Here is a 23,000-nt window from a genome sequence, read left to right as displayed (position 1 = left end):
TTTTTGTGTTGAAGCTTTACAAGACATTTTTTTTACTCGGAGATGCTTATATTTTTTTAATTATATGAAGATGAAAAAATATAGGCATCAATGTCGTGCACAAAAAATGTATTGTAGCTTCTAAAGGATATAATGGTTTATTTCTTTAAGGTCAAGCGTTGTGAGTCCGAAGTTTTTACATAATGGTTATTCATTACTAAATTGAGAGGGGCACGAATCTGAGAATCTTTGCTGTTCCTGTAAAGAAGCAATTTTTTTCATTTAATAAAAGCGCCCCAAAATTACTTCTTAAAAGTCACCTACAAAGAAACCTCAGATTGAACCCTAGTAAATTTTTTGTTGGAATATTGTTCTAGCAGTTATTTAAGGTTTGATTAGTAGTGTTTAGTAAATGATAAACTATAGATTATAAGAGTTACTTAAAAATTAATCCTCATCTAAAAAAATATAATCAATATGTAACTAGGATTTCTCTAAGGTTTCTTCGGAGAGCGACTTTAAGAGCTTGTTTCCTCAACGCTTTTATTAGATCAAAGGAAACAAGCTCTTTACGGAGCCGTAGAAGATTCTTAGAGAAATCCTACATCAATAAATAAGGAAAATAAATGAGTAGTTTCATTGAAAAGCTTACGAAGCTTTACCCTAACAAAAATATCAAAAATATTTAGAAGCGGGTAAGAGATTTTTCGTGCACGACAGACTGCGTAAAAAGCTTGATTTTAGCTTTTGTTAAAAAATTAAATTAGCTTGTTTGATACGTAAAATAAGCAAAAAAATTTACATATTTACAATATGCAAAAAAAGTTGCCCTTTTTGCCTTTAATAGCTTCAATAGCTTGTCTATTTTTATTATATTTATTACTCTTTTTAAATTATAGATAAAAAAGTGCATGTAGGACTCAGCTTTAACACTTTCATTTCCTCGAGTTAGAAAGTATGTAAAGCCTAGTGCCCTTTTTATTGTTCCAAATGGGTGCTCTACTATCATTTGTCTTCGTTTATACAATTTTTTATTTTCATCCATAGTTTTAGCAGCTTCATCATAGATGTCTTGATATTCGCCCCTAAGTACTTTACGACCCTTTTTAGCTGTTGTACATTTATCTTTATCATTGCATTTTTCACATGCTTTGGGATTCTTGTATATTTTTTGTTTGGATGTTGGTCTGCTTATATTTCTTAATACCTGGTTATTTGGGCATATATATACATCTTTATTTTTATCATACTCGAATTTTTCTTTTAGGTATTCTTCATTAGCTGTGCATGAACCATTTCTAGGTTGTGCTACTATTGCTTTTATTTTATCTTTTTTGCATTTTAAAAGTTCTTCTCCAGTATAATATCCTTTGTCCGCCAGCACTGTTACAATAGGTTTATTTTCTTCTTTTTTATTAGATTCAATGCCTAGTTCTTTAATTGCTTTTGATGCCATATTGTGTAGTTGGTTTTTATCTACTGCTGAGCTTATTACATCTACTGTTACTACCAAATCATTTTTACTATCTACTGCTATTTGTACATTATGAGCTATATCTGTTCCATTATTGCTTACACCCATATGTTTTGCATCTGGATCTGTTATTGATATATCTCCGTTTTTCGAAATTTCATCTGCCATTTCAGTCAATTCTGCTATTCTTTTCTTAGCTTTTTCTAGCTTCTCTTTTATCTCTTCTTTAGAATTGTTTTCTATTCCATTTTTAATTTCTGTTTCATCATTTTCTTCTAATAAATCTATATATTTTTGAGCTATTTCTTCGTAATGTTTCATCATTTTAGCTACTTTTTTTCTTGTATAGTTCTTCCTTCTTGAATTATTTGCTCTGAATTTACTACCATCTATTGCTATTATTTCTTTTCCGTACAAATTAAGTTCATTACATAACATACTAAATTGTTTAAAAACTTGCATCAACGCTTTTTTATTATTTTTTCTAAAATTACATATTGTTTTATCATCTGGTGTTAGTTCATTTAGCAACCACATTACTTCTATATTTCTTTTACATTCTTTTTCTAATTTTCTCGAACTTCTTATACCATTAAAATATCCGTATATATATAATTTCATTAAATCCTTTGGATTATATGGTTTTCTTCCTGTTTTCTTAGTTTTAGCATGAACAAACCCTAGTTTATGCATATCAAAGCTTTCGACTAATGCATCTATTATTCTTACTGGGTTATCCTTAGATATTTTATCTTCAAAAGACATTGGAACTATATTTATTTGATTTCTGTTTTTTCCTTCTATAAATCTTTGCATGTATTATCTTCCTTTTTTATTTAATTATATCATATATTGGCTATTTTATAATAGCTTGAGCAGTTTTTTTATTAATTTTTAGAGTTTGTTTTTGCGCAGTCTGACGACATTGAAGGGTGTTTTTTAACATTATTTAAATCGAAAAAAACGCCCTTCTCCGAGTAAGAAAAATCTCTTATATCGTTGAATCAGAAAAGTAAAGAGCTATATGACCCACAAAGCTTGACTATATCAAATCTTCAAAGAATTACAACAAATAGCTGATTGATATATTTTTATAAACAAATATATCGTATAGAGATATCAATGTTAACGCGGCGTATGCCGCTTTTGTACAGTTAAATAGTAAAATAAAAGGATTGTTAAATAAGGAAATGTTATACAATACATTATAAGAAAAATTATACAATATTTACAGTAAATATGATATAATTACATTATAAAGTTAGAATATTTTAAACTTTTGATATTGTACAAAGATTATTCATAGAAAATCAAATTTTCGATATAACAACTCGTTATTTTTAAAGTTTGCTGTAATCTTATAATCCAAAATAATAAACATATTATTCAAAGTTATATGAATAATCAGGGAAAATAATATTAAAAAATTATTACATAAGGTGGTGAAAAAATGAATAAAAAAGAATTTTTAAATTATAAACCAAGTACAAGCACTATGGCTTGGTGTGAAGTTGAATTGATGTATTGCAGACCTGATGTTTTGGGGCAAAGATAAGAATTGTTTTTAATTTAGAAAAACTGAGTGGTAACTCAGTTTTTCTAGTAAATAATTTTATACATTTAAGTAACTAACATTCATATTCCATCTTTGAATTTTGACTTTGGAGTAATTAGGGTGGAGAGTTTATAAAAATAGATAGGAGGAATAACGGAAAGATAGATTTCTGTTTAAAAGCTTATGTATCCATATGTATTGGAAAATTCGATATTACATTATTTAAATAAGAATGCGATATTGTTTAGGGCTAATCAAAGGTACATGCTAAATAATATTGAAGTATATATGTTAGAAAAAATAGATGGAATAAAGTGCAAAAATACAATAGTTAAAGAAATAATGACAGAACTAGAAATAGATGATACTGATAGAGTAAGAAGTATTTTGGATGATTTCATTGAAAGTAAATCTTTGCTAATAAAAACTAGTAAAAATCCCAAAAATTACATTATAAAAAAGAATGGTATGAAGACCCAAAATATACCTATACATCTTATTATAAGCTTAACTAATAAATGTATGATGAGTTGTAAACATTGCTTTAAAAACTGTAGCGCAGAAAAAAATACTTTTATAAATTATGATAAATTAATGGATACACTTAGATACTTAAAAGGAAAATCAATATCAATACAATTAACTGGTGGAGAACCAATGGTTTATCATAGATTCTTAGATGTTTTAGATTATTGTAGTGATAATTTTAATACTACAGTGACAACAACTGCTGTATTGATAAATAAAAATAATATTAATCATTTTAAAAAGGTTAAGGATGTTCAAATCTCTGTGTATTCTAATATTTCTGAAGAGCATGATGCGTTTACAAAGCTGAAAGGGTCATTTAATGCTACAATGAAAGGAATTGATATAGCTGTTAAAGCAGGTATACTAGTATCAATTGCAACTATTGTTACAAAGAGTAATAAAAATAGACTGCAAGATATTGTGGATTTAGCTATAGAACATGGTGTGAAGTTTTTGAAATTTGGAGCGTTAAGACCGTTTGGTAGGGCGATTGCATTAAAGAATAAAATAATATTATCAAGTGATGAAGAAGATGAAGTTGCTAAAACTATAAGTGATTTATGTGAAAAAAACAAAGATAAAATATATATTGATAAATGGGAAGGTAGAGATGAAAGTAGTTGTAATAACAGCTTTAAAGAGTTTAGTTGTTTTGACTGTGGTGGCGGAATTTTTCAATGGTGTATAAGTGAGTATGGAAATATAAAACCTTGTGAATTTGTACCAGATGAAATTTTTTCTATGGGATCAATAGAAGAAGAAAAAATAGAAGATATAATATGTAGAAATAATCTTAATGAGCTTGCACAAAGTATGAAAAAATGGAAGGTAGATTTAAATAAGAATGAATTAGAAATGAGAGATATTTGTGATTCTATTGATAGATATTATCAAGAAAATTGTATTTAATTTTCAAAGGAAGTGAAAAAATAAACAAAAAAGAACTTTTATCATATAAAGCAAACAAAAACTGTTTAGAATACGTTATGATGGAAACTTGTTATGTCCACCTAATTATTCTATGATAAATATACGTTAAGGTATATTTATTATATCTAAATAAAAAGAAGCTCTTTTCTGGTAAGAATTTAAATGAAATTAAAGCCAGAAAAGAGCTTTTTTATATAATAAGAAAGTTCGACTTTTTCAATAAGAGTTAAAAAAATTGCTTCTTAAAAGTCACTTACTAAGAAACCTCAGTTTGAGCCTTAGTGAATTTGTTGGTTGAAATAGTTACTAGAGCAGTTGGTTACTGTTTGACTAGAGTAGATGTGATTAGAAAAAAAAAATATATATATATATGAGTAACCACTTTTAACGCGGCGCAAGACGCTTTTGTAATGAAAATATTAATTAAAACGATAAAAATAAAATTATAAGTTTTATTTATCTTTGATTACTTATATAAATTTAAAAAATAGAGCATAGTTACTATTTCTCATATTAGTATTTGTTAATACATTTAATGTTATTATCAGTCAAAATTAAACACCTTAAATGAATCTGCTTATTTCAAAGCATATTTAAAGTAAATAATAGTAATACTAAACATAAACAAATATAGATAAGGAAGGAATAATGAAAAAAAATATATATTTAATTATTGGGGTCGCCTTAGCATTATTTGTATCTTCGATATTTGTATATGTATCTTCACCTAATATTAATAAAATCAGCATAGATGAGGCTAGTATTTTGCAAAAATCATCATATAAATCATATAGAGATAAATGTTTAAAATTCATAGAAAATAAACTTACTTCTGATTATGGTGGTATATATACTAATTATCTGAGTTCATCTGTAATTGATACAGATGCTTCGGGATATGAAATACTATCTGAATCAGAAGGTTTAATTATGCTTTTTTATGCAAGTGCAAATAATAAAAAAATGTTTGATAAACATTTTGATTACATAAAGAAACATTTACTGCTTCCAAATGGACTTTTTAAATGGAGATATATTGAAAATAGAAAAGATATCACATCAACATCCGCTTCAATTGATGATTTAAGAATTGCTAGAGCTTTAATTTATGCATATAGCTTATGGAAAGAAGATAAATACATTAGCTTGTTACAAGATATAAATAACGGGCTTAAAAAACATAATATTTACAAGGAATGTTTAAATGACTATTACGATTTAGAATATGATGATTATTCTGATATCTTGACGTTATCATATATGGATTTTTTCACGATTAAGCAAATTTGTAATATTGATAAATCATGGAGAAATATTTATGATAAAGGGCTTAGAGTAGTTGATGGCGGCTATATCTCTGATAAATTCCCATTATATAAAAAATGTTACAGTATTGATGATGATACTTATTTAAGTGATGAGATTAATACTATAGATGCTTTGTTAGTAGTTTTACATTTATGCGAGGTAAAAGAGCATAAAAAGGAAAGCATTGATTGGATTAGAAATCAAATATATAAGTCAAAAGCTATTTATAGTGGATATACAATTGATGGAAGAGTTAATAATTATGAAGAATCAACAGCTGTTTATGCAATAGCTGCTAGGATTGCTAAAGAGGTAAATGATTTAAAACTGTACAATAATTTGATTAGAATCATGATAAGATTACAGGTTAATGATAAAAATTCTATGATATATGGTTCTTTTGGAGATAAAAAAACATTTAAGGTGTATTCTTTTGATAATTTACAAGCTATTTTAGCTTTTTAGGAGTTGTGTGCTTATCATAAAGCTATTAGGGAAAAGGAGTATCTATGGATAAGATAAGAAAGAATATAGACATATTTTTTTTACTCTTAATAATTTTGATATTTTTTACTGTTACATTTGTACTCGATGAAGCTGAAATTTTATTTTCAAGTTATCTTTTATTAGGATTTAGTTTTTTTGTAATAGTTATAGGTTATTATACAAGTACTGTTATTGGTTTATTAGCAAGTGCTTTTTTAGTATTTGGATATGGAAGCTTTATTATATATGAAAGCGTTATGAAAAACAGAGCTTTAGAATATAGTTTTTGGTGGCTAATATTAATCCCTATGTTTTCTTTCATAGCAGGTAGATTAGGAGATAATACAAAAGAAATAATAGATATAGCTACTGATTATGAAAGAAAATTAGATGATCTGATAACTGTTGATGAAATAACAGGACTAGATAATATAAATGAATATATAAAAGAATTAGAACAAGAAATGAAAAGAGCAAGTAGACATGGTTTTAATTTAGTGCTCATGATAATTGAAGTTCAATATTATAGGAATTTACTAGCGATATACGGTAGAGCTCAAACTAATAAAATAATGTCAATAATGAGTAACATTATTGAAAAAGATACTAGAATTGAAGACAAGAGGTATAAAATTTTAGAAAATAGATTTGCTATTATTATGCCTAATACTAGTATTGCTGGAGCTGCAAAAGTAAAAACTAGGCTTAAAGAAGATTTAAAAGAAGTAGTGTTACATGGAAAAAATAAAGCTGATAAGTTAGTTTTTAGTGTTAAGGTAGGAATTGCAAAATATGAAACAAGTATTGAATCAACATTTGAATTTACTGATATAGCTGAAAGAGAGTTAGAGTTTGATGTTTAAAAAAATACTATTTATTATCTTGCCAACAATTATTGTTTTAACACTAGCTTCAAGAATTTATTCAATAAAGCCAGACTCTAAAAAGGTTTTATTGGTTTATGATAAAAGATTTTATTTTGCTTACAGTGAAGATATAGTAACATCAGTACGTGAATTGTTTGGTCATTTTGATATGAAAGTTGTTGAAAAACAAGAAAGCGATTATGTAAAAAATGAAATCAAAAATTATGATTATATCTTAGTTATAGGATTAAAAGGTAATTTTAGAAACAGTCAACTAATATATGATTTGAATAATACAGAAAAAAAGATATTTTGGATGGGTTTTGGAATAGAAAAATTGATAAATGATTCTAGTAAATACAATGCAAATATAGATACTTCAAGAGAGTTTGTTGATATAGAATATAAAAATAAAAATTTTAAGCTCGGTGCAAAAAGGAAATTTAACTATCTAAAGAATGGTTTTGACAATGTACATACATATGCTTGGGTCAATAATGGATTAAAAAAGTATCCTTTATTATTTAATGATAATAATCTGTGGTACATTGGCAGAGTAGAAGTAAATACTGTGTTGTTTTACATAATATGTGATGCCTTATATGAATTTTTAGAAATAGATATTGATGATAATAATTTGACCAAGGTTTATATACGTATAGAAGATGTTCATCCATTTAGCAATTGTGAAGAGCTAAAGAATATAGGTGAATATTTATATAACAGAAATATTCCATTTATGATAGCCTTGATACCAGCATATGTTAACCCTGAAACTAATTATATAACAAAAATGTCTGATAAACCGGAATTTATAAAGACAATACAATACCTACAAAAAATTGGCGGTAGTATAGTGCTTCATGGTTTTACACATCAGCGGTTTGGAGGAGAAACATCAGGTGAAGGATTTGAGTTTTGGAATGGAATTGAAGACAAACCTATAGAGGGTGATATAGACGAATGGTTATATGAGAGAATAGAAATGGGACTAAGAGAATGTGTAAAAAATGAAATATATCCAATTGCATTTGAAGCACCACATTATGCCATTAGCCAAGAGGGCTATAGAGCGTTAAAAAATATATTTTCAACATATATAGGACATATACAAACTGCTGATAATAGTTTTACAACAACTAAGTATCCCTTTGAGCTTAGAAATACTAAGCTTTTTAATAAGTTTATACCAGAAAACTTAGGATATATAACAGAAGAAAATCCGTTTTTTATTGATGAAATTACTAATAATATAAATGAATTATCAGTTGTTAGAGGTAGACTTGGCGGAGTTTTTTATCATTCATATTTAGGCGTAAAGAAGCTAGAAAAACTAATAAAATTATTTGAAAATGCTAAGATCACATATTATGATCTAAGAAATTACGATCATTGGGTTAAATTAAATGATATAAATATTAAAATAAAAGATGGTAAATATTCTTTTAGTTCTATAAACGAGAATGTTACAAAAAATGTTATTGAAAGTCTATTTTCATTTGGAATAAATGTTTTATTACATGTAGTTTTTTTCATTTGTATATTATTAGTTCTAATTTTCATTTTTTTCAAGAGACAAAGCAACAAAAAATTATTTAAGTAAAAAAGGAGATACTATATGATAACTAGCCTAAATATAGTAGACAGTCTATTTTTATATGCTGTAGCTTCAACTTGGTTTTTACTGTTATTCAATGTCATTTTAGCATTAAATGGATTTATGTTCTATTTAAGTATTGATAGAAAAAAGAGAAATTATATTAATGATACGATAGATTTTCCTAATATTTCCATACTAGTACCTGCTCACAATGAAGAAAAGGTCATAGAAAAAACTGTAAGAGCTTTATATAATCTAAGTTATCCTAAAGATAAATTAGAAATTATAATAATAAATGATAATTCAACAGACAAGACAGGAGAAATATTAAAAAGACTTAAAGATAAATTAGTTGATTTTAACTTGAACATAATAACTACAGATAAAATAAATGGAGGCAAAGGAAAGTCAAATGCTCTAAATATAGGTTTTAAGCAATCAAAAGGTAGCTATATAGTTGTTTATGATGCTGATAATACTCCTGAAAAACAGTCTTTGAAATATCTGGTATGTACTATAATCAGTAACCAGAAGTATGGTGCTGTTATAGGAAAGTTTAGAACAAGAAATAAAAATAAAAATTTACTTACTAGATTCATTAATATTGAAACTTTGAGTTTTCAGTGGATGATTCAAGCTGGAAGGTGGCAGTTGTTTAGATTATGTACGATTCCGGGTACTAACTTTATCATAAGAAGAAACGTAATACAAGAACTGGGTGGTTGGGATTCAGATGCAATAACTGAAGATACAGAGATTAGCTTTAGAATATATAAACTAGGATATAAAATTTGTTTTATGCCTCTAGCAGTTACATGGGAACAAGAACCTGAAACATTAAAAGTCTGGTTTAAGCAAAGAACGAGATGGGTTAAAGGTAATATTTACGTATTGAATAAATATTTTTTAAGAATTTTTAGACACAAAACTAAAAGCATACTATTTGATTTGTATTATTTTATTTCAGTCTATTTCCTGTTTTTATCATCAGTAATTATTTCAGATGTAATATTTGTTTTAGGTCTGTTTACAAATATAAAGATTAGTCTAAGTGGAAATTACTTGGTCATTTGGATACTTGCATATGTATTATTTATACTAGAAATTAGTATAACACTGACACTAGAAAAAGGAGAAAGCAATCCTCAAAATATAATGCTAGTATCACTTATGTATTTTACATATTGTCAGTTGTGGATTATTGTATCTATCAAAGGAATCATTTCATACCTAAAGGATATTTTACTAAATAAAGATATAAAGTGGTATAAGACAGAAAGATTCTAAAGGAGCTGTAGTTTATTAATGAAAAAAAAATACTTGATATTATTTGTAATCATTTTAATATTTATTAGTGCAAAACATTCAATAGCTGATATTTCTGATACTATTTATGTTAAGAATTTTTTATTACAAAATGATACAAAAATAAGTGGAGTATTAAGTAAATATTCAATGTTTTTTAATGTTGATGAGCAGTGGATAGTAGAGAAAGGTTCTTATATTGAATTAATTTTTAGTCAAAGCCAAATTAAAAAATATAAAGGTTCAACAATAACAGTTTCATTAAATAACATTCCAATCTATAGTACAACTTTATTTGATAAACAAGTTTATAAGAAGAATATAAAAATTCCTTTATCGATTTCTCAAATAAAAAAATATAATGAGATTAAAATTGAGGCTTATCATAGAATAACAGATGATCCATGTACTGATTACATAAATCCTGCTAATTGGATACTATTACATAAAGAATCATATGTACACGTAAAATATAGGTATCGTAATGATACAATAAGTTTAAAAGAATTTCCATACCCGTATATAAAACCATCACTAGATAATCCGATGAACTTTGCATATTTATTAGATAACAATCAATCAGATATAGAGTTAGATGGTATCATGTTAGCAAGCGCATATTTTGGTAGAGAACAAAAAAATGTAAATATAAATCAACAATGTATTAAAATAAACGAAACAGATAAACTTAAAGACACTAATATCATCTATATTGGATCATATACCGATATGCCATCAAGGTTGCTTGATTTACTTAATTCAGATGAAAAAAGAATTATCAAAAACAAAGGATTAATAAAAGAAGTAATATCACCATTTAATAAAGAAAAGAGATTATTGTTAATATTATCAAACAATAAAAAAATATTATCTAGTTGCATAAGAAGCCTATTTAATGATGATATAAAGCAACAAATGAAAAAAGATACACAGGTGATAGATGAAAATATAATTATCAAAGATTTAAATACATCTAGTAAAGATTATTTGACTCTTGAAGATTTACAGTATAATAGTTTTTTTGTAAATGGATTATTCAATCAAGAAGTTAAATATGATATAAACATACCTAAAAACTGGATTGTAAGTGAAGATGCTAAATTAGCATTACAGCTTAGATACAGCGATGCTTTAGATTTTGACAGTTCATTAGTAACTGTTTATATAAATGATATTCCTATAGGAAGTAAAAAGCTGTCTGTAGATAGAGTGAATAATGACTTGATAGAGCTCGAACTTCCAAAAGATATAAAATATACTACTTATTACGAGATAAGAATAGTGTTTTATCTGGAAACAATCAGGAAAGATTGTGACTACAGGTTAGGAGAAAGTTCATGGGTTTATCTGTCAAACAAATCATATTTTTATCTACCTCACAAAGAAAAAGAGTACTATTATTTTGACTATTATACAGGTCCATTTGTGAAAAACAAAATATTAGAAGATGTAGTTATTGTTTTAGGAGATAGTCCTAATCAAGGAGAATTTAATACAGCAATTAATACATTAGGTTTTATTGGGCAGAGTGCAGAGATTATAAATGAAGTCAAAGTAGTAAAAGGTAATGAATTTCAAACTTTAGATAACAAAAAACAAAACATTATTATAGTAGGGACTCCAAATAATAATAGTTTTGTTAGAAGCATAAATAGCAAACTCCATGTAAGATTTGATCCAGCTTATGAAAAATATATTTCAAATGACAAAATTTCATTTTTAGAAGGAGTAGATTTGTCTATTCTTCAAATGATAAAATCACCTTATGAAAAAACAAAGTACTTGATGTTAATATCTTCAACTATTGAAGAAGGGTTAGATTGGTGTACAGTTTATTTATCAGATTATGAATTTGTGGCAAAACTAAAGGGAGATGTTGTAACAATAGATAAAGATGGCAACATAAATACATTATATTATAATCAATACAATAAAGAAGAAATTCTAATATTAAGTGATAAAGAAAATATACAACAAGAAGTTTCAGAACCTAGAATAATGCAATCTGATGTAAAGAGGTTAATATTGTATAGCATAGTTATTTTAGTTTTGATATTCACTAGTATCTATTTGATAATAAGAAAAAAGAATAAATTCTGAGATTGAATAATAAGTAAGTTAAAAAATCCTTAAGCTAATTTTTACATGATTTTAGAATAAAAAAATATAAACTGTCTATAATAATGTTATCAATTTGGAGGTGTTGTTTATGGATGATAATGTTAATATTGAGAACATTATTGAAGAAATTAGGATTATAAATGATAATAATTTTAGCAATGCAGAACATGTGAATAATATTGAATTGCTATTAGTATCCAATAATAATGGTAAAGTTAAAGACGCTGATATTGCTTATAAATTTAGTGATTTAAAAGATAAAGTCGAAGAAATTGCAAGTACAACAAATGAAATGTTAGAATCTCTTGGTGATTATGAAGATTAAAGGGTTATTTCAAAATGAAATTTCTTTAGATTTGTAACTAAAACTTATTCTTTACCGAGTAAGCTGTTTTGTAAATCATGTTGATTTTATTTAATTTGAATATTATAATAACTTATATGAAGAAAAATAATAAGGGGTTGAATAACCCAATGGGGCGACTCGAAATAGTATTTTGAGATTGCCCTTAAATTATGTTAAGATGTAAATATATATAGAAATTAATAAATTAATAAATTAAAGGGGTTAATATATTATGAATAGTAGATACAGAAGAAAAAGAAAAAACCAAAATAGATTAAAAAGAATCTTATTTTTTGTTGTTTTGCTGTTATTAATGACTTTTTCAGTAGGAGCAGTTTTTAGAAGCTTAACTAGGACAACTTCTGCAACTGATGACAAATTACCAGCTAATGGAGATAATATAGTAAAAGAAGAAAATAATAATGAAGATAATAGTAATGAAGAAAATATTGAAGATAATGTGGTACAAGCTTCTTTATTGGCTGCTGGAGATATAATGTTTCATTCAACACAACTAAAAGCTGGTTATGACAAGCAAACTAAGTCGTATAATTTTGATTCATTTTTTAAGAGTATAAAGCCATATGTACAAGAAGCTGATTTAGCAATATGTAATTTTGAGTCAGTAACAGCAGGTGATAAATATAGATTTACTGGTTTTCCTACTTTTAATACCCCTGATAGTGCTATAGGTAGTATAAAGAATGCTGGTTTTGATGTATTGACAACAGCCAACAATCATTGCTTAGATAAAAGGGAAAGTGGATTATTTCGTACAATAGATGTCATAAAAGAGTATAACTTAAAAAGCACAGGAACATATAAGGATGATAATCATGAAATTTTAATACAAGATGTAAACGGTATAAAAATGGCTATTTTATCATATACGTATGGGTGTAATGGTTTTGAAAACAATATGGAAAAAGCGAAGCTTGAAAAAATGGTTAATATAATAGATGAAGAAAAAATCAAAGATGAGATAAAAAAAGCAGAAGATGCAGGGGTAGACCTTGTAATAATGTGTATGCATTGGGGATATGAATATAATAGACATCCATCAGATATACAAAAAAATCTTGCTAAAAAAATGATTGAGTGGGGAGCTGATATAATACTAGGTAGTCATCCTCATGTTGTACAAGATGCAGAAATTGTTAAACATAATGGTGAAGATAAGTTTATTATTTATTCTATGGGAAATTTAATTTCAAACCAAAGAAGAGAGACTATGGGCGGTATAAAAAATAAAGAATATACTGAAGATGGACTTATGATAAGACTTAACTTAGAGAAGGATATAAAAGCTAATAAAACAATAATAAAGGCAATAGAGTATATACCAACATGGGTGAATAGATATAAAACAGATGGAAAATTTCACTATGATGTAATTCCTACTTTAGAATATATAGAAAGTGACGATACTAGCTTCAGTTCAGAGGTACTAGCAAGAATAAAACAGTCATATGAACACACAATGGAATTAATGCAGTAAAAATAGAGTTATATATTAAATCCACGATTTAAATCGTGGATTTAAGTTTATAATCATAAAAGAATGTAAAATTTTAATTATGTATATTACAGGGGTGTTACAATTATTTCAATATATAGTAAATCTGATTTATTTTTATTCTTTCTGTTTTAAATATACATTAAATATATTATAATTGTAAGAAGAAGAAGTTTTTACACAGATTCTTCATTTTATATTATTCTATTATTACATTTAAATAATTTCTAGTAAAATAAAGAGTACATAAAGAAATAATAAGTTATGTCAAAATATAATAGATGCTTAAAATAAAAGGATGTAGAAAGATTAGAACAAAGTCTTCTTTAAACTGCATTAGAGACTTTGTTCTAAATGTTTTAGTTTTTATATTATAATTTTTAAGAGGTGTTGAAATGTCTTTATTAAAGGATATGATGTTAAATATTGGTGTAAGAGATATCATAGATATATTCTTAGTTGCTTTTGCTATATATAAAATGTATATATTGATTAAGGAAACAAGAGCTGAACAATTATTAAAAGGTATATTTGTCATACTTCTTCTTACCAACGTAAGTAAATGGCTTGAATTATATACAACTAACTGGATATTAGAAAAAGCGATGACAGTTGGAGTTATTGCAATATTAATAGTTTTCCAACCTGAACTTAGAAGAGCGCTAGAGTATATAGGAAGAACTAAATTTTTATCTAAATCTTTTATAGAAATAAAACGAGAAGAAGAAGAGCAAGTGATAGATGAAATAATAGAAGCAGTTGCATCACTATCCAGACAGAAGATAGGAGCATTAATAATTCTTGAAAGAGAAACAGGCTTAAATGAAGTAGTTGAGACAGGAACTAAAATAGAAGGTAACGTGTCCAGTTCATTATTAATAAATATATTCATACCTAATACACCTCTTCACGATGGTGCAGTTATTTTGAAAGAAGACATTATTAAGGCAGCAGCATGTTTATTACCATTATCAGAAAATATGCATTTAAACAAAGAATTAGGGACTAGACATAGAGCAGCAATAGGCATATCGGAAATGTCAGATTGTGTTGCTATAGTAGTTTCTGAAGAAACTGGTGGGATTTCCGTAGCAGAAAGAGGAAGATTAAGAAGATATTTAGATGTTAAATCTTTAAAGAATATTTTAATGAAGACTGATGATAAAATAGAGATTAAACAAAACTTCATAGCTAGATGGAGGAATAAAAATGAAAAATAAGAAGAAGGGAAATGTTCCAATTAAGATATTAGCAGCTATATTTGCTATAATTTTGTGGGTATATGTTATGAATGAGGTTAATCCTAAAATTATTAAAGAGATTCCAAATATTAAAGTCAACTATTTAGGAGAAGAGACATTAAAACAAGCTAATATAGTATTAATGGAACCCAAAGAAGCAACTGTAACAGTTAAAATCTCAGGAAGAAGAGATCAAATATTAAATATTGGAGAAAAAGACATATATGCAGAAGTTGATTTAGTTGGATATAGAGAAGGTGAAAATAAAATACCTATAAAAGTAATAAATCCTGCTAATGTAGAAGAAATAGTTGATTTTTATCCTAAAGAAATACTATTTAAATTAGATGAGATGGTAGAAAAACAATTGCCGGTTACTATTTATACAAAAGGAAAATGCAAAGAAGGCTATATTACAGGATCTGCAAGATCCAAACCTAATGATGTGCTATTAAAGGGTCCAAGCAGTTGGGTGAATTCTGTTGATAAAGTAGTAGCAACAGTTAATTTAAACAATGCAGAGGATGATATAAAAGTAAATGTTCCGATTACAGTACTAAACAATAAAGGAAAAGAAGTAAGTGGAGTAGAAAAAAATCCTAATCATGTTGATATAACAATACCTGTATTAAAGACTAAAAAAGTACCAATAGATTTAAATTTAATAGGTGAAGCTTTAGATGGTTACGAAATAACTAACATAACCCTAGATCCAAATTCAGTAACAGTAAAGGGTAAGGCTGAAATAATTGACAGTATATCAACTATAACTACAGAAGAAATAAATGTTAAAGATATAGCAACCTCTAAAACACTAAATGATATAAGGCTTATACTACCGACGGGTGTAAGTTTATTAGAAGATAAAGAATTTATAAATGTAAAAATAAATGTTGAGCAAATAAAATCAAAGAAATTACAATATACAACAGATGAAATAAAAATCAAAAATCTAGGAGAGGGTTTAGAAGTTAGAGGTATAGTAGCAAAGGATGGCATAGAAATAACCGTAGAAGGGGTAGAAAGTATGCTAGATTATATATCAAGAAAATATATAACCCCATATATAGATGTATTGAATTTAGAAGAAGGAGATTTTACTATTGAATTAAAAGCTGATGATTTATACAAAATTAAAGTAGTAGATGTCAATCCGAAAACAGTAAATATTAGTTTAGCAAAGATAGAAGAAGAAAGTACTATTAACGAAGAAGGTAATAGTGAAACTGAAGAAATATTAAATAACAATGAGCCACAAGGTGAAATAAATAGTGTTGACGCAAACTTTTGATATAAAATGAGGAGATGCCAATGAGGAAAGATTTGGAGATTATATTAAATTCAACACATGATGGTATGATAGCAGTAGACAAAAACGGGATTATAACATTGTTTAATAAAGAAGCAGAGAGGCTAATCAAAATAAAAGCAGAGGAGGCTTTAGGTAAACATGTTGTAGGAATAGTTCCAAATACTAAACTTCCTTATATATTAAAAACAGGTGAATATCAACTAAATAGACATCAAACATTAATAGGTGTTGAAATAATAACTAATAGAATTCCCGTTGAAGATGAAAATGGAGAAATAATTGGAGCTGTTGCAGTATTTAGAGATATTTCAGATATAGTAAATTGTGCAACAGAAATTACTGGACTAAAAGAAATGAAAAGTATGCTTACAGCAATTTTTAATTCAACACAAGATGCTATAACAGTTGTTGATCAAAACGGTATAAATATTATGATAAATACAGCATATACAAAGTTAACAGGTTTAACAGAAGAAGATATAATTGGAAAACCAGCTACATTTGATATATCTGAAGGAGAAAGCATACAGTTAAAGGTATTAAAAACTAAAGATACAATTAAAAATGTCAGAATGAAAGTTGGACCACATAAAAAAGAAGTCATAGCGACAGCTGCACCAATAATAGTAGATGATGAATTAAGAGGTAGCGTAGGAGTTTTAAAAGACTTGTCAGAAGTTAAAGAACTTACAGAAAAGTTAAAAGTAGCAAAGAAAATCATACGGAAGCTAGAAGCAAAATATACATTTGATGACATTATAGCCCAAAATTATAATATGGTATCAGCAATAGAAAAAGCTAAAAAAGCAGCTCTATTGCCAATAACAGTGTTGTTAAGAGGAGAAAGCGGAACAGGTAAGGAAGTTTTTGCACATGCAATTCACACAGCGAGTGATAGAAAATATAATCAATTTATAAGAGTAAACTGTGCGTCATTAAATGAAACACTACTGGAAAGTGAATTGTTTGGTTATGAAGAGGGAGCATTTACAGGTGCAAAAAAGGGTGGTAAAAAAGGGCTCTTTGAAGAAGCACAGGCTGGAACAATATTTTTGGATGAAATTGGAGACATATCATTAAATACACAGGTTAAACTCCTAAGAGTTATACAAGAAAAAGAAGTAGTAAGAGTTGGAGGAGTTAAACCAATAAATATAAATGTTAGAATTATAGCTGCAACAAATATGGATTTGGAAAAAGCAATACTAGAAGGAAGATTTAGAGAGGATTTATATTATCGACTAAGTGTAATGCCTATAATGATACCTCCATTAAGACTTAGAAAAGACGAGATATATGTACTAAGTATAAATTGCATAGACAAATTAAATAGAGATTATGGTCGAAATGTTCAAGACATATCAGATGAAGCAATAGATATTATGAAGGAACATGATTGGCCAGGAAATGTAAGAGAATTAGAAAACGTTATTGGTAGAGCATTAATAAATATGAAAGTGCAAGAAAAAATAATTTTACCAAGACATATTTCTATAATAGATCAATTCAGACATGTAGAAAGTTCAAAATCAAATCAAAAATATGAAGACATGTTATCAAACAATATAAAATTAGATGAAAATATAAGACCACTCAGTGACATTACCAAAGAAATAGAAAAAAAATATATTATTAAAGTTTTAAAGCAAAATAAAAATAATAAAACTAAAACAGCAAATGATTTAAAGATATCAATAAGAAATCTTTATTATAAAATGGAAAAATACAACATACAAGAGAATTAAGTATAGTGTGAAACTTAATAACAATGCAAAAAAATGCACGATTTAAAAAATCGTGCATTTTTTTGCATGAAAAATTCTGCGCAACAAATATTTATTTATAAATATTACTTTTACTTAAAATTTAACTAAAATTTGTAGAATACCTTATCGCTTCTTGTTTTTATTTTATTATTAATAAAAAAATTTTAGCGAAAAGTATTTAAATTTAAATTTGGTATAGCTGTTGCATTTATATAGTACAGGAGGTGAAGCTTTTGCATAGAAAACTTATTTTAGCAATAAATCCTGGTTCAACATCTACAAAACTTAGTATATTTGAGAATACAAATAGATTGATTGAGGGCAAAATAAGTCATACAGTTGAAGATTTAAAGAATTTTGAACATATAATAGATCAAAAAGATTACAGACTAGATTTAATTTTAGATTGGTTAAAGAATAAAGACATAAAACTTGATCAACTTAGGGCTGTTGTAGGTAGAGGTGGTTTATTAAGACCTATGTCTGGAGGTTCTTATATAGTAACACCTAGAATGGTTAAGGATTTAGAAATTGGAATACAAGGTGAGCACGCATCAAATCTTGGTGGAATATTAGCTAAAGCTATAGCTGATAAACAAGACATACCGGCATATATTGTAGATCCAGTAGCAGTAGATGAGTTTGAAGAAATAGCTAGAATATCAGGTTTTCCAGAAATAAAAAGAAAATCGTTACTACATGCACTTAATATAAAAGCAGTAGCACATAGATATTCAGATGAGATAAATGATGAAATTTCTAATATAAATTTAATAGTTGCTCATTTAGGTGGAGGAATTTCAGTAGCAGCTATGAGAAAAGGAAAACTAATAGATGTAAACAATTCAAATGAGATGGGACCATTTTCACCTGAACGAACTGGGGAATTACCAGTAGGTGATTTAGTAAGAATGTGTTTTAGTGGTAAATATAGCATTAAAGAGATGAAGAAAAAAATAAAAGGTACTGGTGGATTATCAGGGTATCTAGCAACAAATGATGCCAAGGAAGTAGTAAAGAGGATAAAACAAGGAGATAAAAAAGCAGAACTTGTATTTAATGCAATGGCATATCAAATAGGTAAGGAAATTGGAAAAATGGCAACTGTTTTGAAAGGCGAGGCAAACGTTATCATAATAACCGGTGGATTAGCATATTCTGATATGTTAATAGACAAAATAATAGATATGGTTAGTTTTATAGCGGATGTAAAGGTTTTCCCGGGAGAAGATGAAATGGAAGCTCTTAACATGGGAGCGTTAAGAGTTCTAGAAAATAAGGAAGAAGCAAAAATATACGAAAACGAGGTGGTACTAGATGATTAGGGGATTCAATGATGTTTTAGAATTAGCTAAAAAAAAGGGAGCAAAAACTTTATCAGTAGCAGCGGCTCATGACAAAGAAGTTCTCCTAGCAGTTAAGCAAGCAAATGATTTAGGTATAGCAGATGCAATATTAGTTGGGGATAAAGCTAAAATAGTAGAGATTGCAAGCGAAATATCTATGGATTTAGAAAAGTTTGAAATTATAGATATACCTGACATTGTTGAAGCTTCTGCTAAAGCTGTAGAGCTTATTTCAAAAGGAAAAGCTCATATTGTTATGAAAGGTTTAGTAGATACATCAATAATATTAAAAGCTGTATTAAATAAAGAAGCTGGATTAAGAACAGGGAAGGTTTTAAGTCATGTAGCAGTATTTGATTTAGATTCTTATGAAAAAATATTATTTGTAACCGATGCAGCTATGAATATAGCACCAGATTTAGAACACAAGAAACAAATAGTTGAAAACTGTGTAGAGGTAGCACATTCATTAGACATAGAAATTCCAAATGTTGCAGTTGTTTGTGCTAAAGAAAAAGTCAATACAAAAATGCCAGACACAGTTGTTGCCAAAGATTTAGAAGATATGAATAAAAATGGCGAAATAACAGGATGTACTATAGGCGGACCTTTTGCACTTGATAATGCAATATCACTTGAGGCTGCTAAACATAAAGGAATAGATCATCCAGTAGCTGGGAAAGCAGATATATTATTAATGCCAGACATTGAAGCTGGAAACATACTTTACAAAGCATTAGTATTTTTGGCAGGAGCTCAAAATGCAGGTGTAATAGTTGGAGCTAAAGTACCTATAGTATTAACATCCAGAGCTGACTGTGAAACAGCTAAGTTAAATTCAATTGCGTTAGGTGTATTAATGGCATCAAAGAAATAAATGAAAGCTTTTATCTAAACAATCTCAAGCTAGATTTTGTAATGGAAATTATACGAGTCAACAATTTTTAAAGGTCCTATGTATTTTACAAAAATAAAACTTTTAAAATGGGGGGTATCAAATGGAAACTTTTAGAATACTGGTAATAAATCCTGGTTCAACGTCTACTAAAATAGCTATCTTTGACAATGAGAAGAGTATATTTGAAGAAACACTCAGACATTCAGCTGAAGAATTAGCTCCTTTTGAAAAAGTATATGATCAATATGAATTTAGAAAAAATATCATATTAGAAACATTAAATGAAAAAGATATTAACGTAACTAAATTCAGTGCTATAGTCGGTAGAGGTGGATTGTTAAAGCCTATTTCTGGTGGAACATATGAAGTTAATGAAGCTATGCTTAGAGATTTAAAAGATGGAGTGTCAGGGGAACATGCTTCTAACCTAGGGGGAATAATAGCACATGAAATAGCTTCTCAATTAAATATTCCAGCATTTATTGTAGATCCTGTTGTCGTTGATGAAATGGATGAAATAGCAAAAGTTTCAGGAATGCCAGAGATAGAAAGAAAAAGTATATTCCATGCATTAAATCAAAAAGCAGTAGCCAGAAGAGCTGCAAAAGAAATGGGAAAAACATATGAAGATTCAAATATCATAGTGGCACATCTAGGTGGAGGAATATCAGTAGGAGCTCACAAAAAAGGAAGAGTTGTTGATGTAAATAATGCACTCGATGGAGAAGGACCTATGTCACCTGAGAGAAGTGGAAGCTTACCAGTAGGTGATTTGGTAAAAATGTGTTTTAGTAATAAATATTCTTTAGATGAGATTAAAAAGAAGATAAAAGGCAAAGGTGGTTTAGTTGCTCATCTTAATACAAATGATGGTAGAGAAGTTTCTAGTATGATAGATAATGGGAATAAAAAAGCTGCTTTAGTTTATGAAGCTATGGCATATCAAGTAGCAAAAGAGATTGGAGTATGTGCAGCAGTATTAGAAGGAAAAGTTGATGCCATAGTATTAACTGGTGGTATTGCATATGATGAGAAAATAGTTAAATGGATTTCAGACAGAGTTAGTTTTATAGGAGATATTAAAGTATATCCTGGAGAAGATGAATTAATAGCATTAGCTCAGGGTGGATTGAGAGTAGTAAGAAAAGAGGAACAGGCTAAGATTTATAGTTAAACTCAGATTATTCACAGAAAATTTAACGCTAAACAGCATATTGTTAGGAGTTATATTAATAATCAGGGTTAAATATAAAAGAAAATGAGTTAATAATATTTATTAGAGTTTTATTCATTTCAAAATATTACTTGTTAGTAAATTTGTGATATAATAACTAAAGAAATACATGAAATATTATGAAATATTGACAAAATATAAATAGCACTCAATTATGAAGGATGATGATTATGCACAAAGACAAGCGTATAAGAATAATAACTGGTCATTATGGAAGTGGAAAGACAGAATTTGCAGTTAATTATGTATTAGAACTTGCAAAATCAGGAGGAAAAGTTGCTATAGCTGATTTAGATATAGTAAACCCTTATTTTAGAAGCAGAGAAAAAACAGAGCTTTTAGAAGAAAAGGGTGTAAGGGTTATAGCAAGCTCATTGAAAGGGATAAATACTGATGTACCTGCTTTGAGTGCAGCAATAAATGCACCACTTGAAGATAAATTGTATGATTTAGTTCTTGATGTGGGAGGCGACCCAGTAGGTGCAAGAGTTCTAGGTAGATATTATAACTTTTTTTCAGATAAAGATGACTATGACATGTTTTTAGTAGTAAATGCAAATAGACCTGAAACACAGACAGTAGAAGCGGTTATATCATTTATTAAAAGTATAGAACATGCTTCTAGATTAAAGATAACAGGTTTGATAAATAATACGCATCTTTTAAAAAGTACAACTCTTGAAGATGTTATGAGAGGACAAAAGCTTGTAGAAGAAGTTGCAGAAACAACAGGATTAGAAGTTAAATATGTTTCAGTTATTGAAAGTCTAGCCGATAAGCTTCCAAGTGATATACAAGGAGAAATAATACCTATCAAAATGTATATGAGAGAAGAATGGATGAGCTAGAAGCAGTAGACAATTGACTTTGTCAATTTAGTATATATGGATAGTTGCATGGTTATTCTTTGCAACTAGCTATTATGAATTTTACAAGGAGGGGTGAAAATTTATGGCAGTTAAAGGTAAAGTTAAATTCAATGAAGATTTATGTAAAGGTTGTGGTCTTTGTACAACAGTTTGTCCTGTGAACATAGTTCTTATAGACAACGATAAAATTAACATCAAAGGTTATCATCCAGCAACAGTTAAAGAGATGGATAAATGTATAGGTTGTACTAATTGCGCAACTATTTGTCCAGATTGTGTTATAGAGGTTGAAAGAATAAAAGAATAGCAAAGGGAGG

At 27.8% G+C, this 23,000-nt stretch carries 17 protein-coding genes; 16 read left to right on the top strand and 1 reads right to left on the bottom strand.

Features of this window, described 5'->3' with window-relative positions; translation table 11 throughout:
* Nucleotides 1–742: 742 nt before the first annotated feature.
* Complete coding sequence (locus AYC61_RS07925) at nt 743–2,269, bottom strand: IS1182 family transposase (RefSeq protein ID WP_066499383.1); 1,527 nt, start codon at nt 2,267–2,269, stop codon at nt 743–745.
* A 1,003-nt stretch (nt 2,270–3,272) separates the two neighbouring features.
* On the opposite strand from AYC61_RS07925, the gene AYC61_RS07920 reads away from it, so the two are divergent.
* The 16 genes from AYC61_RS07920 to AYC61_RS07845 all read left to right on the top strand — a co-directional run bounded on the left by AYC61_RS07920 (nt 3,273) and on the right by AYC61_RS07845 (nt 22,990).
* Nucleotides 3,273–4,448 (top strand): radical SAM protein, encoded by a 1,176-nt coding sequence (locus AYC61_RS07920; protein WP_162265453.1) that lies wholly within the window; start codon nt 3,273–3,275, stop codon nt 4,446–4,448.
* Nucleotides 4,449–5,117: 669 nt separating this feature from the next.
* Nucleotides 5,118–6,242: a glycosyl hydrolase family 8 gene (locus tag AYC61_RS07915; protein WP_066499378.1), complete on the top strand. Its 1,125-nt coding sequence runs from the start codon at nt 5,118–5,120 to the stop codon at nt 6,240–6,242.
* A gap of 44 nt (nt 6,243–6,286) precedes the next feature.
* Nucleotides 6,287–7,126 carry a diguanylate cyclase domain-containing protein gene (locus AYC61_RS07910; RefSeq protein WP_066499366.1) on the top strand — a complete coding sequence of 280 codons (840 nt, stop codon included), beginning with the start codon at nt 6,287–6,289 and terminating at the stop codon, nt 7,124–7,126.
* Nucleotides 7,119–8,732 (top strand): polysaccharide deacetylase family protein, encoded by a 1,614-nt coding sequence (locus AYC61_RS07905; protein ID WP_156456391.1) that lies wholly within the window; start codon nt 7,119–7,121, stop codon nt 8,730–8,732. The genes AYC61_RS07910 and AYC61_RS07905 overlap by 8 nt, the downstream gene beginning before the upstream one ends.
* Nucleotides 8,733–8,750: 18 nt before the next feature.
* Entirely contained in the window at nt 8,751–10,016 is a 1,266-nt protein-coding gene (locus AYC61_RS07900) for a glycosyltransferase family 2 protein (protein ID WP_156456392.1), read from the top strand.
* A gap of 18 nt (nt 10,017–10,034) precedes the next feature.
* Nucleotides 10,035–12,134, top strand: coding sequence for a cellulose biosynthesis cyclic di-GMP-binding regulatory protein BcsB (locus AYC61_RS07895; RefSeq protein ID WP_066499354.1), 2,100 nt, complete (start codon nt 10,035–10,037; stop codon nt 12,132–12,134).
* 109 nt (nt 12,135–12,243) lie between these two features.
* Nucleotides 12,244–12,480 carry a hypothetical protein gene (locus AYC61_RS07890; RefSeq protein ID WP_066499350.1) on the top strand — a complete coding sequence of 79 codons (237 nt, stop codon included), beginning with the start codon at nt 12,244–12,246 and terminating at the stop codon, nt 12,478–12,480.
* 253 nt (nt 12,481–12,733) lie between these two features.
* Nucleotides 12,734–13,999 (top strand): CapA family protein, encoded by a 1,266-nt coding sequence (locus AYC61_RS07885; RefSeq protein WP_066499347.1) that lies wholly within the window; start codon nt 12,734–12,736, stop codon nt 13,997–13,999.
* Between the two features lie 413 nt (nt 14,000–14,412).
* Nucleotides 14,413–15,237, top strand: a complete 825-nt coding sequence (gene cdaA / locus AYC61_RS07880; RefSeq protein WP_066499343.1) for a diadenylate cyclase CdaA — start codon at nt 14,413–14,415, stop codon at nt 15,235–15,237.
* Nucleotides 15,227–16,549: a CdaR family protein gene (locus AYC61_RS07875; protein ID WP_066499332.1), complete on the top strand. Its 1,323-nt coding sequence runs from the start codon at nt 15,227–15,229 to the stop codon at nt 16,547–16,549. The genes cdaA and AYC61_RS07875 overlap by 11 nt, the downstream gene beginning before the upstream one ends.
* A 20-nt stretch (nt 16,550–16,569) precedes the next feature.
* Nucleotides 16,570–18,315 carry a sigma-54 interaction domain-containing protein gene (locus tag AYC61_RS07870; protein WP_066499329.1) on the top strand — a complete coding sequence of 582 codons (1,746 nt, stop codon included), beginning with the start codon at nt 16,570–16,572 and terminating at the stop codon, nt 18,313–18,315.
* Between the two features lie 254 nt (nt 18,316–18,569).
* Entirely contained in the window at nt 18,570–19,661 is a 1,092-nt protein-coding gene (buk, locus tag AYC61_RS07865; RefSeq protein WP_066499320.1) for a butyrate kinase, read from the top strand.
* Nucleotides 19,654–20,559, top strand: a complete 906-nt coding sequence (locus AYC61_RS07860) for a phosphate butyryltransferase (RefSeq protein ID WP_066499312.1) — start codon at nt 19,654–19,656, stop codon at nt 20,557–20,559. Before buk (AYC61_RS07865) ends, AYC61_RS07860 begins: the two co-directional genes overlap by 8 nt.
* A gap of 121 nt (nt 20,560–20,680) precedes the next feature.
* A complete protein-coding gene (gene buk / locus AYC61_RS07855; protein WP_066499309.1) occupies nt 20,681–21,754 on the top strand; it encodes a butyrate kinase in 1,074 nt (357 codons plus the stop codon).
* Between the two features lie 230 nt (nt 21,755–21,984).
* Complete coding sequence (locus AYC61_RS07850; protein WP_066499303.1) at nt 21,985–22,662, top strand: ATP-binding protein; 678 nt, start codon at nt 21,985–21,987, stop codon at nt 22,660–22,662.
* Nucleotides 22,663–22,765: 103 nt separating this feature from the next.
* Nucleotides 22,766–22,990: a 4Fe-4S binding protein gene (locus AYC61_RS07845; protein WP_066499296.1), complete on the top strand. Its 225-nt coding sequence runs from the start codon at nt 22,766–22,768 to the stop codon at nt 22,988–22,990.
* Nucleotides 22,991–23,000: the final 10 nt, after the last annotated feature.

This window comes from Abyssisolibacter fermentans, assembly GCF_001559865.1.
GTDB classification, from domain to species: domain Bacteria; phylum Bacillota; class Clostridia; order Tissierellales; family MCWD3; genus Abyssisolibacter; species Abyssisolibacter fermentans.
The sequence above is the reverse complement of the archived record's forward strand: the minus strand, read 5'-3'. Positions and strand labels throughout refer to the sequence as shown.

Bases quoted from the DNA above. Each gene is read 5' to 3' on its own strand.
- AYC61_RS07925 (WP_066499383.1), bottom strand. From the start codon at position 2,269: ATGCAAAGATTTATAGAAGGAAAAAACAGAAATCAAATAAATATAGTT.
- AYC61_RS07920 (WP_162265453.1), top strand. From the start codon at position 3,273: ATGCTAAATAATATTGAAGTATATATGTTAGAAAAAATAGATGGAATA.
- AYC61_RS07915 (WP_066499378.1), top strand. From the start codon at position 5,118: ATGAAAAAAAATATATATTTAATTATTGGGGTCGCCTTAGCATTATTT.
- AYC61_RS07910 (WP_066499366.1), top strand. From the start codon at position 6,287: ATGGATAAGATAAGAAAGAATATAGACATATTTTTTTTACTCTTAATA.
- AYC61_RS07905 (WP_156456391.1), top strand. From the start codon at position 7,119: ATGTTTAAAAAAATACTATTTATTATCTTGCCAACAATTATTGTTTTA.
- AYC61_RS07895 (WP_066499354.1), top strand. From the start codon at position 10,035: ATGAAAAAAAAATACTTGATATTATTTGTAATCATTTTAATATTTATT.
- AYC61_RS07890 (WP_066499350.1), top strand. From the start codon at position 12,244: ATGGATGATAATGTTAATATTGAGAACATTATTGAAGAAATTAGGATT.
- AYC61_RS07885 (WP_066499347.1), top strand. From the start codon at position 12,734: ATGAATAGTAGATACAGAAGAAAAAGAAAAAACCAAAATAGATTAAAA.
- cdaA (WP_066499343.1), top strand. From the start codon at position 14,413: ATGTCTTTATTAAAGGATATGATGTTAAATATTGGTGTAAGAGATATC.
- AYC61_RS07875 (WP_066499332.1), top strand. From the start codon at position 15,227: ATGAAAAATAAGAAGAAGGGAAATGTTCCAATTAAGATATTAGCAGCT.
- AYC61_RS07870 (WP_066499329.1), top strand. From the start codon at position 16,570: ATGAGGAAAGATTTGGAGATTATATTAAATTCAACACATGATGGTATG.
- AYC61_RS07860 (WP_066499312.1), top strand. From the start codon at position 19,654: ATGATTAGGGGATTCAATGATGTTTTAGAATTAGCTAAAAAAAAGGGA.
- buk (WP_066499309.1), top strand. From the start codon at position 20,681: ATGGAAACTTTTAGAATACTGGTAATAAATCCTGGTTCAACGTCTACT.
- AYC61_RS07850 (WP_066499303.1), top strand. From the start codon at position 21,985: ATGCACAAAGACAAGCGTATAAGAATAATAACTGGTCATTATGGAAGT.
- AYC61_RS07845 (WP_066499296.1), top strand. From the start codon at position 22,766: ATGGCAGTTAAAGGTAAAGTTAAATTCAATGAAGATTTATGTAAAGGT.